This is a genomic window from Komagataeibacter xylinus, from assembly GCF_009834365.1.
GTDB lineage: Bacteria > Pseudomonadota > Alphaproteobacteria > Acetobacterales > Acetobacteraceae > Komagataeibacter > Komagataeibacter xylinus_D.
On sequence record NZ_CP041350.1, the window covers coordinates 29368 to 44106 of the forward strand.

Sequence of the window (14739 nt, forward strand, 5' to 3'; positions counted from 1 at the left end):
AGGTCACATGTGTGTGAATGTGGGGCAGGGTGCCCTGATGCCTGTTTCGGGATATCGTTCCGGCCTCACCGAGTCAGGTTCAGGAGACGCAGGAGCAGTCATGGCCGCAGACGAACTCACGGGACTGATCCGATATCTCGGCCAGGAGGACTGGCAGGAGTGTTTTGGCGAAGTGCTTGGCGATCACATTGGTCCGGCGCTGGAAGCGGGCGACATCTCCTTCGAGGATCTGGCGGAGATGATCGGCCCCGACGTTGCCATGACGCTGTGGGGCTGCGCCTTCGAGGATTTTCTCGGGCAGGACTGGGATGACGGCCGGAACTTCGTCGACGTTTACCTCAAGCGTCGGAGCTGGAAGGAAGGGCCGCGTAACAGCGCCTACATGCGTGCCCTCAAGGCTTCGGTCATGAGCCTGTATGAAGTCTCGGACATCAGACCCGGCCAGAGCCTGATGGCGCGAGACCTGCTGCGGGGTAGTGATCCGGTTCTGGTGCATGAAGGCACGGCAACCCGGACACTGGAGCAGTGGGACCGGATTGCAGCACGTCTCGTGCCGTCCGATGGGAAGACCATTCTGGCAGGCGGACTGCTCGCCTATTCGCGGGGTGCCTGTGAGGATCTGGCTGCGAACCTTTACAGGGCTCTGCGGAAAAGACGGGGCAAGGCGGAGTTTCCGAAAGTCGATACGCAGACCCTGCGTGAGCTTGCGCCGATGTTCACGCTGACCTGGCTGTTCCGGACGCTGGAGGACATGGCCCGGCAGATGGAGGGGCCAGCTTTGTTCAATGGGGACGGAGAGGATCTGGTCTTCCACGAAGTGTGTTTCCCGCTGGCAAAGGGCGTGACGCAGAAGATGGTGGCGGATGTGCTTGACGGGATGGCAGCCCTGCGGGCAGAGAGCCGGTCATTCTGGAACTGGCTGAAAGAGCCGATGAGCGATCCCGTGCGCAAGGCTGGACGGGATGAAAACGGGCGGTTCCTGCGCACGGAGATGGATGATGGTGCGATCGTGCTGGGCACGCTGGATCTGAAGGGGCGGCAGTTGCGGCTGCAGGTGAACTCGAAAGAGCGTGCCGAACGTGGTCGTGCCATGCTGCAGGTCGGTCTGGGAGATCTCGTGCGCGCTCCGCTCATGCAGATCATGACGCCGGCGCAGGCGATGGAAGAGCGGGGGACGCATGGACGGGAGGTCTCGCCAGAACTGCAGATCCCGCCCGAGGAGGAAGCCCGGATTATCGGGCAGATGCTGGAGCAGCACTATCGGCAGGTGCTTGATGAGCCAGTCCCGGCCCTGGGGGATATGACGCCGCGCCAGGCCGTCCAGACAGCTTCAGGACGTAAAAAGGTGACCATCTGGTTGAAGGATATCGAAAACACTACGGTCCGCGCCCAAGGGAGTGGCGGTGGCATGGCTGCCTACGATTTTGGGTGGATGTGGCACGAACTCGGAATCATCAGGCTCAGGAAATAGTCCGCTTTCGCCTCATCTCGGTCGTTTGGACCACAAGGTTGTTTGCCAAATAGCGGACATCAGCGCTTCAAAGCCTCGTTGCAGAGATTGTCTGGATCTCACTGATTGCACCTATTGAATGATCCCAAGACACAGACAGGCAACCCATGGACGTTATGGTGAAAATTTCAGCAATACGGAATTGTGATCGGATCATATGACAAGCACGTTCCTTATATCCCTTACATACTGCCCCATAGTATGAAAAGGATACTCAAGGGTAGTATATTCGGGAGTAAGCGTTCGTGCCGCACACACCGGCTGAGAAAAAGCGCGTTCTGACCCGCGTGCGCCGTATTCGCGGGCAACTTGATGCGCTGGAACAGGCTTTGGAGAAGGGAACTGATTGCGGTCCGGTGCTGCAACAGGTGGCGGCTATCCGGGGAGCGATCAACGGATTAATGGCCGGTGTTCTCGAAAGCCACCTGCGGGAAGAATTTGTTGAGTGTGCCGGTGATCGTGATGCTGCCAGTGGTTCGATCGAGAATGTGGTGTCACTCGTTCGATCCTATCTCCGGTAATGCCCTCGATGCTGGCTGATAGGTTATTTGGAGAAAAAATCATGAAATCACGGGCCGCAGTTGCTTTCGAGGCGGGTAAGCCCCTTGAGATTGTCGAGATCGATGTAGCGCCTCCTCGTGCTGGTGAGGTGCTCGTGCAGATCACGCATACGGGTGTGTGCCACACTGATGCGTTTACCCTGTCAGGGGATGATCCCGAGGGACTGTTCCCAGCCGTTTTGGGTCACGAAGGCGCGGGAATTGTCATCGAGGTCGGAGAAGGGGTCACCAGCGTTGCCCCCGGCGACCATGTCATTCCGCTTTACACGGCGGAATGCGGTGAATGTCTGTTCTGTAAGTCGGGAAAAACCAATCTCTGCATTTCAGTGCGCGCCACACAGGGTAAAGGCGTGATGCCGGATGGCACGACACGCTTCTCCTACAAAGGTCAGCCGATCCATCATTACATGGGGTGTTCGACGTTCAGCGAATACACGGTTGTCGCCGAGGTTTCTCTGGCAAAAATCAATCCCGCATCCAATCCAGAGCATGTCTGTCTGTTGGGATGTGGCGTCACCACAGGGATTGGTGCGGTACACAACACGGCCAAGGTGCAGCCGGGAGATACGGTTGCCGTCTTCGGTCTGGGCGGGATCGGTCTCGCGGTCATTCAGGGAGCGCGACAGGCAAAGGCTGGCCGGATTTTCGCTATTGATACCAACCCGGAAAAGTTTGAACTTGCCAAAGCATTCGGCGCCACGGAATTCCTCAACCCCAAGGATTATGACAAACCGATTCAGCAGGTTCTTGTGGAAATGACCGGCTGGGGTATTGATCATACATTTGAATGTATCGGAAACGTCAACGTCATGCGCGCGGCGTTAGAAGCCGCGCATCGTGGGTGGGGGCAGTCGATCGTCATCGGGGTGGCAGGGGCCGGTCAGGAAATTTCGACCCGTCCCTTCCAGCTTGTGACGGGGCGTTCGTGGCGCGGCTCGGCTTTCGGTGGGGTCAAGGGACGCAGCCAGCTTCCCGGCATGGTCGAAGATGCCATGCGTGGCGATATCGAACTTGCGCCTTTCGTAACCCACACCATGCCGCTCGAAGACATCAATACGGCCTTCGATCTGATGCATGAAGGAAAATCCATCCGTTCCGTCATTCATTTCTAAGGTCTGCGTCTCACCGCGCAACATCATTTCCAATGGTTGGAAATTACAGGAGAACGATCATGGCAGTTATTTCCGGTGACGGTGTTTTCTCTCATGTTTTTCTTGGGGCAGTGGATACTGCGGTATCCGCGAAATTCTATGACGCCGCGCTTGCGGCTCTGGGCATAAAAAACCTGGGGCCGTTCGGGCATGGGTGGATTCTGTATGGCCGCGAAAAGCCAGCCTTCATCATTGCACGTCCAGGCAACGGTGAAGCGCCCTCAAGCAACGGTGTCACCATCGGTTTTGCAGCAGCGACACCCGCCGAAGTGGAGGCTTTTCATGCCGCAGGTCTTGCCAATGGGGGAGCCGATGAAGGCGCACCCGGTCCGCGAAGCCACTTACCGGGCGCTTACGCTGCCTATCTCCGGGATCCGGCAGGGAACAAGATCTGCACTTATACCTTCACGGACGGTAACTGACATGCGCAAAAGGCAGTGAGAGCCATGGAACGCAAGGAAACACACGCCTCTTTTGGGGGCGTGCAGGAAGTCTGGCGACACAAGTCCGTGTCGTTGGGTGTGGAAGCAAACTTCGCGATCTACCTGCCGCCGCAGGCAAAAACTGAAAAGGTTCCCGTTCTTTACTGGCTCTCCGGTCTGACATGTACGGAGCAGAATTTCATTGGCAAGGCTGGCGCGCAACGCGTGGCCGCAGAACTGGGCATCGCCATTGTCGCGTCGGATACCAGTCCACGGGGCGTGGGTGTGGCTGATGACGATGCGTACGATCTTGGACAGGGTGCCGGATTTTACCTCAATGCGACGCAGGAGCCGTGGGCTGTGCATTATCGGATGTATGATTACGTCGTCACGGAACTTCCTGCGCTGATTGAGGCGAGCTTTCCGGTTACGCAGCAGCGAGGCATTGCGGGACATTCGATGGGTGGATTTGGCGCCATCATGATCGCGCTGCGTAATCCTGGCCGCTATCGTTCTGTGTCAGCCTTTTCACCCATTGTGGCACCAACGCAGGTACCATGGGGTGAAAAAGCATTCAGTGCTTATCTGGGGCCGGATCGTGCCAGTTGGGCAGCCTATGACCCGCTTGAACTTGTGCGGACAGCGAAGGAAAGACTGCCTGTTCTGATAGATCAGGGTCTGGCGGACCAGTTTCTGAAAGAACAGCTCAGGCCAGAACTGTTCCAGGAAGCCGCACAGAATGCAGGGCAGGAACTCATCCTGAATCTTCGTCCTGATTACGATCACAGCTATTATTTTGTAGCCAGTTTTATTGCAGATCATCTCAGATATTTCGTGAGTAAACTACGATGAATAGATTGTCTGTCTTTTGGGATCCGGAATTTTCTGGCTTTGAGTGGAGATGAAATCTGTTAGGGGCATCTTTCAAACTGTGAAATCAGCTGGCAGCTTGCCGTGTGGGCTTGAGCGTACCGTCGAAGAGCATGGACCTTTCGACGCGCCGGAGCATCGTAGGATATCTCAGATGTCATGGCGGAAAGGCGTTTTGAACTTCGATAACGAAACTCCGCAGTTTTGGGGTCATAGCAGGGCCGGCATTGTAAAGCAGATGCATCGGGCGACCAGGAACTCTCCACTGGGATAGAATGCGGACAAGGCGGCCAGAATCAAGTTCGGGCTTCAAGGCCTGTTCAGAACCCAATACTATGCCCTCTCCTGACAAGGTGAGGGCCAATAGAAAGCCCCAGTCGTTGGACGTCACAGTGCCAGAAACCATGACAGATCGTGTGCAGGTCTTTCGTATAAAGTGCCATGCTGTTCGTACAGAATTTGCAGAGTTTTCGTAGACAAGACACTGATGCCGGGCGAGTTCCTCAGGACTGTCCGGAGCGCCAAATTTTTCGAGATAGGCAGGCGCTGCGCAGACCGTGAGGGAATATGAGGCCAGAGGGCGACTGACGACCGTAAGATCGGGATCTGGCTCGCCAATACGAATGACAGCTTCATGGCCATCCAGCGTCGGATGAACCAGTTGATCCGTAAGGGATACTTGTAATCGTACCTTCGGGAATTTCTTCCGAAAATTATGTAGAAACATGGGGAACATGGTCCGCCCGAAGGTAACTGGTACGCTGACAGCAAGTGTACCACGTGGTTCGCCCAGCGTGTTGGCGGCAAGATTATCAGCACGCTCGACAGCCTTCAGGACGAGATGACATTGCTCGCAGTAAAGACTCCCTATTTCTGTGAGGCTCTGACGACGTGTCGTCCGATGGAGCAGGCGCGTGCCAAGATGACGCTCCAGAGCCTCTATATGTTTGGCCACCATCTGCGGCGATAAGGTCAGACGCTGAGCGGCCGCGGCAAAAGACCCCAGTTCCACAACCTTGATGAAAACCTTCATACTGGTCAAACGATCAAGCATTCATCATCCTCAGTTGTGACTGACATCTTCTATCGACAATTTATCTCTTAAAAAAGAGGAATATGTTGAGCCTGCTGATTGATCGGCAAGCATCTTCTCCGATGGAGCTCTTTAGAATGCCTATTTATCTTGTGCGAATGGATCATCCGGACGGCGACGGGTGGGGGCAGCATGTCGTGGCGCATGTGCTGTATCTCAAGCGCCTCATTCAGGAAGGTAGTCTTCTGGCTTCTGGTCCGCTGAAAGGCACCCCATTGCGGTCAGGTTTTCTGATCATGAAAGGTGCCAATCGGCAGGAGATTGAAGCGATGGTGGCTCGGGATCCGTTCTCGCCGGAAGGTTTGATCTGTGATCTTCGAATTGAAGAGTGGGATCCGCTGTTCGGTTGCCTGTCCAACCTATCGACCGGCAAACCGCCCGTGGAACTGCAATCTCTATTCCCATCCGAAGAACACTCATGATCTATGAAATGATTCGCTTTCGGACGGATGTTTTGGGAGTGCCAGCCCTCTCCCGTCTCCTGAAAGCACGGTTCTCGGATACCCTGAATCCTGTTGCGGGAAGCCTCACAGGGGTATGGCGAACGGAGATCGGTGAACTTGGAACGCTACTCCTGCTGCGTTCCTTTTCCTGTCAGGATGCCTTGCTTAAGGCGCGGCACAGAACACTGGAGTCCAGAACGCCCTTCGGTATCAAGATGAACGACGTTTTAATAGAAGCTGAGGCGTTTGAAGGCTTTCCGTTTCTTAAACCCCCGGAGTTTGGTGAATGTGGTGGACTCTATGAAATCCGAACTTACAGTTTAAAAGCTGGAGGGTTGGAACCGACCCTGAAAGCGTGGCAGAGTGCTCTGAAGCCTGCACAAGCCTATACCCGCCACCTGATCACCAACATGTTCGCGCTGGATGGTGCGTCACGCATCTGCCATATCTGGGCCTTCGACAGCTTTGAACAACGCAATATTCTGCGTCAGCAACATTACGTGGACGGACTTTGGCCGCCAAAAGGAGGGCCTGAGCAAATTATTCATGCCCAGTCCTGCCTTTGCTTACCGGAAACTTTCTCGCCATTACGGTGACGACGAAAAGCTCACAAATGTTCCCATGAATGACTGCTTTGCCAGCCTTGTCGCTTGATAACCGACATTCTGTTACCCCCCCAAGTCAGACGTTCCATTCCGGCTGTTCATGCAGGGAGAAATTATCTTTGAGCAAGGCGGGCATGATTTGTGAAGTGGATATGTCCGCTGGGACGTCGTATCTGCACTGTGCCTCTTCATGCGTGCCTTTGTTGTTCATACACGCGCAGATTCAGATCGGTGAGATCGAGGAGAGGCGTCGGGATCTGATGGACGCGCGCCCGCCTGACCAGGACACCAATAATCTGTTGCGCCTCCACAGGAGCGCCCTGCAGCAGATCCCGGAACATGGAGGACGTCAGGGTGGAGTCCGTTTTCGTCAGGAGACTGACAGTGCCCTTTAGCGCGGCATCCCGCAGGGGATAACCGGCAGCGGCGGCCGTTGACGCACATTCATGGATGACCGCCTGCGCAAAGCCCTGACCTGCTGGCTGGCTGGCGATATCCCCCACGGTTCCGCGCATCAGGCAGCAGATGCTGCCCAAGGCGGCGAGCAGCACCCATTTGTCCCACATATCCTGCAGGATGTGGGTGGAACACACGGTTTTAAATCCGGGGCCCGACAGGGTTTCCGCAATACTGCGCGCCGCTGGCGTATTGCTACCGTCCCGCTCCCCGACGGAAAGCCGGGGAAGGGAGCCCGTCTGGACAATGCGCCCCTGCGCATCAAGCATGCTGACGATAAAGCACGTGCCTCCCATGACCGCGGCAGGGCCAAAGCGGTCTGCCAGAATATCAAGATGCTGCATGCCGTTGAGAAGCGGGACAATCCGTGTCTGCGGTCCCACCGCAGGCGCGAAATCGTTCATTGCAGCCATCAGGGAATAGGCTTTTACGCTGAGCAGGATGATGTCGTAGGGCCCCTCAATCCCACCGGCCATCACCATCCGGGGGGTCATGGTGACGTTGCCAACGGAACTGATCAGGCACAGGCCCCCGGCACGGAGCTGCTGCAGGCGCCTTTCGCGCACCAGAAAGGTCACGTCATGCCCGGCGCTGGCCATGCGGGCGCCAAAATACCCACCCACGGCGCCTGCGCCGACAACAAGAATTCTGGAACCCATGACGCTGTTTCCTCTCTTTGATCCGCCCTGACGTGTTGCGGTTGAGGGCGAGTTGAAGCGCTCTGGCGGCAGGGGTCAAGACAGGCTCAGAATCTCGATCTTCCCGGGTGCCGGGCCTTGATGCTGGCCGCGTCGATATAGGTCTCGACGACCTGAAGGCTTTTGTGCCGCGAGAAGCGCTTCAGTTCCAGGAGATCATACCCGTCTTTCGCCCCCGTGGTGATGGCGCCGCGGCGCAGGCTGTGTCCGCCAAAGTCCCCCTCAAGGTGGGTGTCGCCACAGCGTTTGCGGATGATGTCCGTGACTGCCCGGTCCGACAGGGCGTGCGGCCCGATCCTGGGCGGGGCTCCGACGGGAGTGACTCCCGCCCTGTGGCCCCGCGCGGACCAGATGCGCCGGAAGACCGGACCTTCCGTGATCCCGGCCTGCCGGAGCCAGGTCTCGTATGCCAGAACCGGGCAGTTCCGGGTCAGGCCCCGCGGGATGCCGATCAGAGTACCCTTGCGCTGGGGATCACCCTTGGACCGGCCCAGCCGGATCTGCATGCCATCCTCATCCACCGTGATGTCGTCCACCTTCAGTGCGGCAAGTTCGGAGCGCCGGAACGCGCCAGCAAAACCGATCAGGAGAATGGCCCGGTCCCGCGCACCGACCAGATCATGTGGACTGATGGCTTCGACGACCCGGACCAGCCTGTCCCAGGTGAGCGCGGTTTTCTGGCGGGGCAGAGTCTCCTTTGCCTCCCGCCGGATGCCGGCAAGCGTTGCGGTCACCATCGGGTGGGCGGTGGGTACGGCAATCTGCGCCAGGTGATGCAGGTAGCGCAGGGCGGCCCGATGCAGGTCTATGGTGCTGGTCCTGCGGCCCTGCAGCGCCATGTCGGCCAGATAGGCGGCAACATCCTCGCCGCGGGCCGGCAGGGCGGGCAGGGCATGACCGGCAGCCCAGCGACACCAGGACCGCACGGCGGCGCGATAGGTGCGCAGCGTGTTTTCGGCCTTGCTGCGGTGCATATAGGCATCGGCCGCCTGACGGGCCGTGGCCAGGCGGCCATCATGTTCGGGCACAGGCTGTGTCGAGACGACGGAAAACCATTGCGCGACGGCAGCAGCCGGCTGGCCGACGGGCGCAGGAGGCGATGCGTCTGACGTCCCGGGACAGGCTCCTACGGGCTGGAGCGGCCGGAACCAGGCCAGGAAGCTGGGCGTACCGTCGTCGATTTCCAGTCCGACAGCCAGTTCGAACCCCGATGGGACATCGGCCACATGGTCCTGAGCCATCTGCTGGGCAGCCGACGCATATGGCACGCCCTGGGCGAGGGGGATATCCGGGGAATAGCTACCGTCCGGCAATTCGATGCCCGCCAGAAGCAGGGGCAGGGGCGGGGTGAACCGCGCGGTCGAGAGGATTTCGCGCCAGCGCGCCGGGTCCTGTGTCTCGGCCAGACGCTGTCGTGTCAAATGGTCAACGCGGGCGTGCAGCGCGGCCTGCGCGCGCCTGCTGGAGCCGAGGATGCGGATGTCGCTCAGCATGACCGGCTTTCCCGGTCCGAAGACCCCTGGGTGCAGAAAAGGTGACCGGGGTCGCCCCTGCCTCTTTTCCGCTGGCCCGGCCTAGGCTGGGCGATCGGTTCGGCAGGACAGAGCCGACCGCTACGCGGGCAGCAGGGGAGGGGCAGACAGGCAGGTAGGGTGGAAAGGCTCTGGAACAAGCGCATTTTGGGATTTTTGTCGAAATGCCTCATGAATGGGAACAGAAATCCTATTTTACCAACCACCTATTTGGCACCGTCCAGTTAATCGTGGCAGAAAATGCTATCCAGCGCGGTCGGGAGCTCTGTCAGATTATCCGCGTCCATAAGCAGCGACCTTGAAGGTTTTTTCGTGGCTGAACAGTAAACTACATGTTTGTCAGAGACGAAGAGAATACCGGGCATACCGGTTTTCTCCTGTCCGAATAAGAGCATCAAGCGCCACCAGATCAACCAGATCACGCGTCGCCGTGGCAGACGTCGCCCCTGTAATCGACCGATAATTCTGGGCACTCAGGCCACCTTGAAAACCATCAGGCCCTTCTGCCAGCATTCGAAGCAGGGCCTTCTCCTGACGAATGTTCAGTTTTCCGCGTAAGCGATCCAGAAACCGCGTTTTCTCAATAAGAAACCGGATGTTCCGAAGCGTGCGGGATTGCGCCTCCAACACGACCTGAGAGAACCAGACCATCCAGTTCTCTATCTGGTTCGTCTTGCTGGCCCGATGCAGTTCGAGATAATACGCTTTCTTGTATGTATTGATGGTCGCGGCCAACGCCGTCAGCGTTGGGGCTGCGAGGGTTTGCGCCAATGCTTTTTCAGCAATAGCCCGTCCGATGCGACCATTTCCATCTTCAAAGGGATGAATGGTCTCAAACCACAGATGCGCAATCGCAGCCCGCTCAATCGCGGGCAAGGGGTCGATCCCGCTTGGGGCGGTCCTGTTAAACCAGCCGATAAACTGCGCCATCTCCGAAGGGACGCTTCGAGATGGCGGGGCTTCGAAGTGGATGTGCGGCGCATGGATGGGGCCGGAGATAATCTGCATTGCCTCGGCATGCGTCCGATATCTGCCAATGACATCCAGATCTCGCCGACCGTTCATGAGCATGGCATGCCACTCAAAGAGACTCTGGTCAGTCAAAGGGGCCGCATAATGCCGATAGAGGTCCGCCATCAATTCAGCGGCCCCAGCCTCAGTTGGCGTAGAACGTCGCCTGTCTGTGGCGAAGCCAAGGTGTCGCGCAATCGACGATTGCACACTGGCCCGATCAAGCTCCTCGCCTTCAATAGCGGAGCTCTCGACCGTTTCTTGCGACATGAGTTGAACGACAAGATGCTGATTGGCGTCTTTGTCCAGATGCTGCATCGCACCGACGACCACGCCTGAACCTTTCAGGAACTCCGTTTCGGCGTCTCGCAGACAGCTTTTCTCGAAGTGAAAATGTGGCCAGTCCGGAAGCTGCCAATTCCAAAGCATGATTGATATCCCAAGGCTCTATCAATCATTCTATCGCATTTTTATGATTGATAGAAGTCTAATCTATCGATCCTTCGGCGTGACGGATTATGCTGCGTATGAACCCAGAGTGGCCCGCAGCATTCCATAATGTTCACTAAGACGGACATCATATCCGCCGTTTTCTGATGAAGGCGAGATATTCCCAACAGTAGATAAATGGTGCGGATCTGGTTCGCTCTTCCACGCAATCTGGACCGAAGCGGGACATTCATCCCGGATCGTCAATGCGAGGAGAAACTTTTGTCGAGCCATATGCATTGACCAGGCATCTGCCTGCGCATCGTACCGGCATAGGCCGGATGAGGCCACGGCCTCCTTTTCGGTGAAGCAATGGACAGCATGGCCGATGGCGAGAAACTGCCACGGGGCAGGGCTGCCGTACATTTCGGTCAGGAAGCCGTCAAACTGGGAGCTGGTCGAGGTATCATCCGCCCCGTTCATGGCAAGAACCCGTGCCCGGATCGCATGTGCCAGGGCGGGATTATCCGTCGAGAGATTGCCGTGGAACGCGACCACGGCTGCGATCTCCGGACCGGACCGCGCGAGATCCAGCACGGCCGCGCCGCCGAAGCAATAACCGATGGCGCAAGATGGGTCGTGTCGATTGGTGCCTGCGATACAAACGACCTGAACTGTGCCAGGGCAAAGGCCACGCGACGGCGCATCATGGAACGGTCAGCGAGCAGAAGGGGATATGGCATCGCGTGCGCCAGCGGCGTCTTTCGGGCGGATCGCGGCGGCATACATATCCGTCAGCAGGATCACGTAGCGTTGCCCTGCGATGTCCTCGGCCTTGCGGATCACGCTCTCGTTGACGCATGAACCATGCGGGCACCATCAGGAGACCCGGCCGCCGCGCGGCAGTCGTGTCGTCGTAGATTAGGACGCAGTCATAACGCGCGCCCTCGAACGTCTACGAAACTGGCCTGTCGACCATGCGGGCACGCGCATGCCCGGAAATAAGGAACGGCAATGCGGCAATGACGAGCGGACGCAAACAGATCATTGACGTTTCTCTTTCGGTTATGGGACGGGCGAGGGGCAGGTCAGATTATCGCATATGCTGTTTTGCGCTCAACCATTGACGGAGTAAAGCTGTCAGGAGATCGCCATAACGGACCAGAATGAGAGTTTTCTTCAGCCCTGTCCGGGATGGACAGGGGGCTTGGCGGGACAAGTCGACGGCGCCCCGTGGGGAGAGGAAAGCAACGCGAGGTTTTCAGTCCAGAGAGTTTTTTGCAGTGGCGTCATCCAAGCATAGCGGGCTGGGGGAGGCTGCTGCCTGGAAGCACTGATGATGCGTAACCGAATTAAGGGTACTTTTTCGCATTAATAAGGATCATTTTTCTCCTGATTAAGGGGAACCTGAATCGGAGAGGATCGCGGAAAACCTGACATTCTCCTTATTAAGGGCCATTCGATAAAATTAGCAGGAATTTCCAGATTTGTCCTACTTCCGACAAGATAACTTATCGGAAGTAAGTTTTTGATTGGTCGGATTTTGCCCCGCGAGGAAGGGAGGGGGCAGAAAGTCCGGGAAACCGCGCCTTTCCAGATCAATCGGGCGCTTTTCCGTTCTCCAAAACCCGTTAACATGATACGACGCATTATATGAAGCACAAACGCCTTAATATGGTCAGGGTCAGGCAGCGCGGTTTTCCGCTGAGGGCGGGTAGGCTGTCCGCTTTCGCCGTCCGTCCGACGTCGGCCTGCAGCGAGTTTAGGGCGGAAAACCGGGGATCCGATCAGAATGGCTGAGACCGGCCGACTGCTGCAGGCGGCGCGTTCGCCGACCGGCCTGTCGCCTGCCACGGCACGGACCTATGCGGCCTCCTGGCGCGCCTTTGTCAGAACCCAGCCAGCCGATAGCGGCTTTCCGGTCGGCCCTGTCGCGGTGGCAGCGTGGCTGGAGGCCCGGGCGAAGACGGGACGGCCGCGGCAGAGCCTGGTGGTGGATCGCGCGGCGCTGACGGCATGGTGTGCTGCCAATGGCGAGGCGTTCGATGTCGCCCTGCCCGCTACGCGGGTGCGCCGGACCGGGGCCGGGGTCGATGCGGCTTCGCTGCTGGCCGCCGCGCGACGCTGTAGGGCCGACCTGCCCGGCTTGCGCGACCGGGCTTTGCTGTTGCTGGCGGCTACGCTGGACATCGGCGCCGAGGCGCTGGCCCGTCTGACGGTGGAAGACATCAGCGACACGACAGACGGGATGACCGTTGCCCTGCTGCGGCCCCGGTCCGGGCGCCACCGGTTGCGCCGGTTGCGGCGCCGCCGGGACCCGGCCGTTTGTCCGGTGCGGAGCTGGGCGGCCTGGCGCGATGCCGCGCAATTGCGGTGGGGGGCGGCGTTCCGGGGGATCGATGCGCATGGCACGGTCGGGGATCCATTGTCGGTGCCGGGGATCCGGTTCGTGCTGGACCGGGCGCTGGGACGTCCGGACCGCCCGGCCCACCGGACGCGGCGGACAAAATCCGGGTCCCCGCCAGAGTCCCCAGTTGGGACGGCGGTGCGTCGACGCACGATGAGGGCCGCCCCGGGCTGGATCCGGACAACGCTGACGGTGAGCGGTCCGGTAGACGAAGTGGCCCGGTTCCGGGTGGCGGCCCGGGGACCGGGGATCATCCCCTGGCAGGTGGATTTTGACTACGAACAGGCCCGCCTGCTGGCGCCGATGGCGGCAAAGGGGGCGCAGGCGGTGACGCTGGCCCGGCTGCTGCGCCAGGCATCCGAACGCCTGCATCGGATCGCCCTGCAGCATCAGGCGGCGGGTACGCCCGCCTGTGCCTTTGACCTGCACCGGCTGGTACCGGTGCCCGGTCCCATTCTGGAAGCCGGGGCGGATTCATGCGCGGCGGCGGCCTGGCTGCAGGCACAGTGGGGCACGCTGCTGCCGTTGCGTCGGGTGGAGGTCGAAGCCGTGCGCGACCAGCGCGCCCGCCGCAGTGCGCGGCTGGTCTACAACTTCTGGTCGGCGGAATGGACGCCGTGGCAGGCGCTGGAGCGGGTGCGGACGGACTGGCCAGAGCTGGTTTTCGACATCCGGCCGCAGTACGCGCGCGCTGATGCCGGGAAGACCGCCGATGCTGCCTGACAAGGACGAAGACTGGGGCGATCAGCCGCGTCGGTTGCCGCGCCCGGCGGTGCCCGAGTTCCATGTCGAGGGGTTTGACGGGCCGCTGGACCTGCTGCTGGATCTGGCGGAACGGCAGCGCCTGGATCTGGGCATCTTGTCCATTGCGGACCTAGCGGCCCAGTTTGTGGATGAGGCGGAGCGGCTGGCCCAGACCACGCCACTCATGCAGCGCGCGGACTGGGTGATCTGGATCGCCCGGCTGGTATTCCTGCGCTCGCGGCTGCTGTTTGCCACGCAGGCGGAAAAGCAGGTTGCCGAGAGCGAGGCACGCCGGACGGCGGACCAAATCGAGGGGTTGTTGCAGATGCGCGCGGCAGCGGACTGGCTGGAGGCGCGACCGCAGCTTGGCGTGTCGGTTTTTACGCGGGGCGGGGCGCGGGCGGATAGCAGTGTTTCTGCATGGCAGGGGACGTATTTCAGTCTGATGGAAGCCTGTCTCAGTGTACTGGAGCAGGAATTGGCGCGGGTTGCGACGTCCGTTCCCGTCTATCGGATTAATGTGCCTGCATATTGGCGTGTGACAGATGCGCTGACTCTGGTCTGTGAAAAAATAGCGAACGGAACCTTCCGCAGCATATGGGAAGACTGTATGCTCCTAACGGATTTAAGGGGACCGGACAGGATCATTGATCGTCGCGCGGTTGTTGCTGCTACGTTTGTGGCTGGCCTTGAACTGGTGCGACGGGGAGAGGCATCGATTGCCAATGTTGCGTTTCCCTCGCCGTGATCTGCGTCTCCCCACCATAGCGGTGATAGTGTGTGCCTTAGCAGTCTGTCGGGTTTGTAA

General features: G+C 59.0%; 15 protein-coding genes. 9 read left to right on the forward strand and 6 right to left on the reverse strand.

From position 1 onward, the window contains the following. Positions 1 to 100: 100 nt before the first annotated feature. The 5 genes from FMA36_RS18135 to fghA all read left to right on the forward strand — a co-directional run bounded on the left by FMA36_RS18135 (position 101) and on the right by fghA (position 4495). Entirely contained in the window at positions 101 to 1471 is a 1371-nt protein-coding gene (locus tag FMA36_RS18135; protein ID WP_130732834.1) for a DUF7986 domain-containing protein, read from the forward strand. Between the two features lie 284 nt (positions 1472 to 1755). Next, a complete protein-coding gene (frmR, locus tag FMA36_RS18140) occupies positions 1756 to 2031 on the forward strand; it encodes a formaldehyde-responsive transcriptional repressor FrmR (RefSeq protein ID WP_025829448.1) in 276 nt (91 codons plus the stop codon). Positions 2032 to 2072: 41 nt separating this feature from the next. Then, on the forward strand, positions 2073 to 3182 hold the full coding sequence (locus FMA36_RS18145; RefSeq protein ID WP_039733241.1) for an S-(hydroxymethyl)glutathione dehydrogenase/class III alcohol dehydrogenase: 1110 nt from the start codon (positions 2073 to 2075) through the stop codon (positions 3180 to 3182). Positions 3183 to 3241: 59 nt separating this feature from the next. After that, complete coding sequence (locus tag FMA36_RS18150; protein WP_039733238.1) at positions 3242 to 3643, forward strand: VOC family protein; 402 nt, start codon at positions 3242 to 3244, stop codon at positions 3641 to 3643. A gap of 24 nt (positions 3644 to 3667) precedes the next feature. Next, entirely contained in the window at positions 3668 to 4495 is an 828-nt protein-coding gene (fghA, locus tag FMA36_RS18155) for an S-formylglutathione hydrolase (RefSeq protein ID WP_039733239.1), read from the forward strand. Between the two features lie 175 nt (positions 4496 to 4670). Here the strand turns inward: fghA and FMA36_RS18160 are convergent, their stop codons facing one another. After that, complete coding sequence (locus FMA36_RS18160; protein WP_082084838.1) at positions 4671 to 5567, reverse strand: LysR family transcriptional regulator; 897 nt, start codon at positions 5565 to 5567, stop codon at positions 4671 to 4673. Between the two features lie 116 nt (positions 5568 to 5683). Between FMA36_RS18160 and FMA36_RS18165 the strand changes: the two genes are divergently transcribed. Further along, entirely contained in the window at positions 5684 to 6028 is a 345-nt protein-coding gene (locus FMA36_RS18165; protein ID WP_171789708.1) for a YciI family protein, read from the forward strand. After that, positions 6025 to 6645 (forward strand): NIPSNAP family protein, encoded by a 621-nt coding sequence (locus FMA36_RS18170; RefSeq protein ID WP_039733240.1) that lies wholly within the window; start codon positions 6025 to 6027, stop codon positions 6643 to 6645. Before FMA36_RS18165 ends, FMA36_RS18170 begins: the two co-directional genes overlap by 4 nt. A gap of 197 nt (positions 6646 to 6842) precedes the next feature. On the opposite strand, the gene FMA36_RS18175 is transcribed toward FMA36_RS18170, so the two are convergent. The 5 genes from FMA36_RS18175 to FMA36_RS19860 form a co-directional block, all read right to left on the reverse strand. Further along, positions 6843 to 7769 (reverse strand): ketopantoate reductase family protein, encoded by a 927-nt coding sequence (locus FMA36_RS18175; RefSeq protein WP_159264363.1) that lies wholly within the window; start codon positions 7767 to 7769, stop codon positions 6843 to 6845. Between the two features lie 86 nt (positions 7770 to 7855). Beyond that, on the reverse strand, positions 7856 to 9301 hold the full coding sequence (locus tag FMA36_RS18180) for a tyrosine-type recombinase/integrase (protein WP_159264364.1): 1446 nt from the start codon (positions 9299 to 9301) through the stop codon (positions 7856 to 7858). A gap of 378 nt (positions 9302 to 9679) precedes the next feature. Further along, positions 9680 to 10780: a Fic family protein gene (locus tag FMA36_RS18185; RefSeq protein WP_130732964.1), complete on the reverse strand. Its 1101-nt coding sequence runs from the start codon at positions 10778 to 10780 to the stop codon at positions 9680 to 9682. Between the two features lie 87 nt (positions 10781 to 10867). Then, positions 10868 to 11377 carry a dienelactone hydrolase family protein gene (locus FMA36_RS19855; RefSeq protein ID WP_278534033.1) on the reverse strand — a complete coding sequence of 170 codons (510 nt, stop codon included), beginning with the start codon at positions 11375 to 11377 and terminating at the stop codon, positions 10868 to 10870. 120 nt (positions 11378 to 11497) lie between these two features. Next, on the reverse strand, positions 11498 to 11626 hold the full coding sequence (locus FMA36_RS19860; protein ID WP_346766536.1) for a hypothetical protein: 129 nt from the start codon (positions 11624 to 11626) through the stop codon (positions 11498 to 11500). 946 nt (positions 11627 to 12572) lie between these two features. Here FMA36_RS19860 and FMA36_RS18195 point away from each other — a divergent pair. Together FMA36_RS18195 and FMA36_RS18200 are read left to right on the forward strand one after the other, a co-directional pair. Continuing rightward, positions 12573 to 13910, forward strand: a complete 1338-nt coding sequence (locus FMA36_RS18195) for a site-specific integrase (protein WP_206065364.1) — start codon at positions 12573 to 12575, stop codon at positions 13908 to 13910. Further along, entirely contained in the window at positions 13900 to 14679 is a 780-nt protein-coding gene (locus FMA36_RS18200) for a segregation and condensation protein A (protein WP_159264366.1), read from the forward strand. The genes FMA36_RS18195 and FMA36_RS18200 overlap by 11 nt, the downstream gene beginning before the upstream one ends. The last annotated feature ends 60 nt before the right edge of the window (positions 14680 to 14739 follow it).

Excerpts from the sequence above, each read along its gene's own strand:
- FMA36_RS18135 (WP_130732834.1), top strand. The coding sequence starts at position 101 with ATGGCCGCAGACGAACTCACGGGACTGATCCGATATCTCGGCCAGGAG.
- FMA36_RS18185 (WP_130732964.1), bottom strand. The coding sequence starts at position 10,780 with ATGCTTTGGAATTGGCAGCTTCCGGACTGGCCACATTTTCACTTCGAG.
- FMA36_RS18150 (WP_039733238.1), top strand. The coding sequence starts at position 3,242 with ATGGCAGTTATTTCCGGTGACGGTGTTTTCTCTCATGTTTTTCTTGGG.
- fghA (WP_039733239.1), top strand. The coding sequence starts at position 3,668 with ATGGAACGCAAGGAAACACACGCCTCTTTTGGGGGCGTGCAGGAAGTC.
- FMA36_RS18170 (WP_039733240.1), top strand. The coding sequence starts at position 6,025 with ATGATCTATGAAATGATTCGCTTTCGGACGGATGTTTTGGGAGTGCCA.
- FMA36_RS18160 (WP_082084838.1), bottom strand. The coding sequence starts at position 5,567 with ATGCTTGATCGTTTGACCAGTATGAAGGTTTTCATCAAGGTTGTGGAA.
- FMA36_RS18180 (WP_159264364.1), bottom strand. The coding sequence starts at position 9,301 with ATGCTGAGCGACATCCGCATCCTCGGCTCCAGCAGGCGCGCGCAGGCC.
- FMA36_RS18165 (WP_171789708.1), top strand. The coding sequence starts at position 5,684 with ATGCCTATTTATCTTGTGCGAATGGATCATCCGGACGGCGACGGGTGG.
- FMA36_RS18195 (WP_206065364.1), top strand. The coding sequence starts at position 12,573 with ATGGCTGAGACCGGCCGACTGCTGCAGGCGGCGCGTTCGCCGACCGGC.
- FMA36_RS18145 (WP_039733241.1), top strand. The coding sequence starts at position 2,073 with ATGAAATCACGGGCCGCAGTTGCTTTCGAGGCGGGTAAGCCCCTTGAG.
- FMA36_RS18175 (WP_159264363.1), bottom strand. The coding sequence starts at position 7,769 with ATGGGTTCCAGAATTCTTGTTGTCGGCGCAGGCGCCGTGGGTGGGTAT.
- FMA36_RS18200 (WP_159264366.1), top strand. The coding sequence starts at position 13,900 with ATGCTGCCTGACAAGGACGAAGACTGGGGCGATCAGCCGCGTCGGTTG.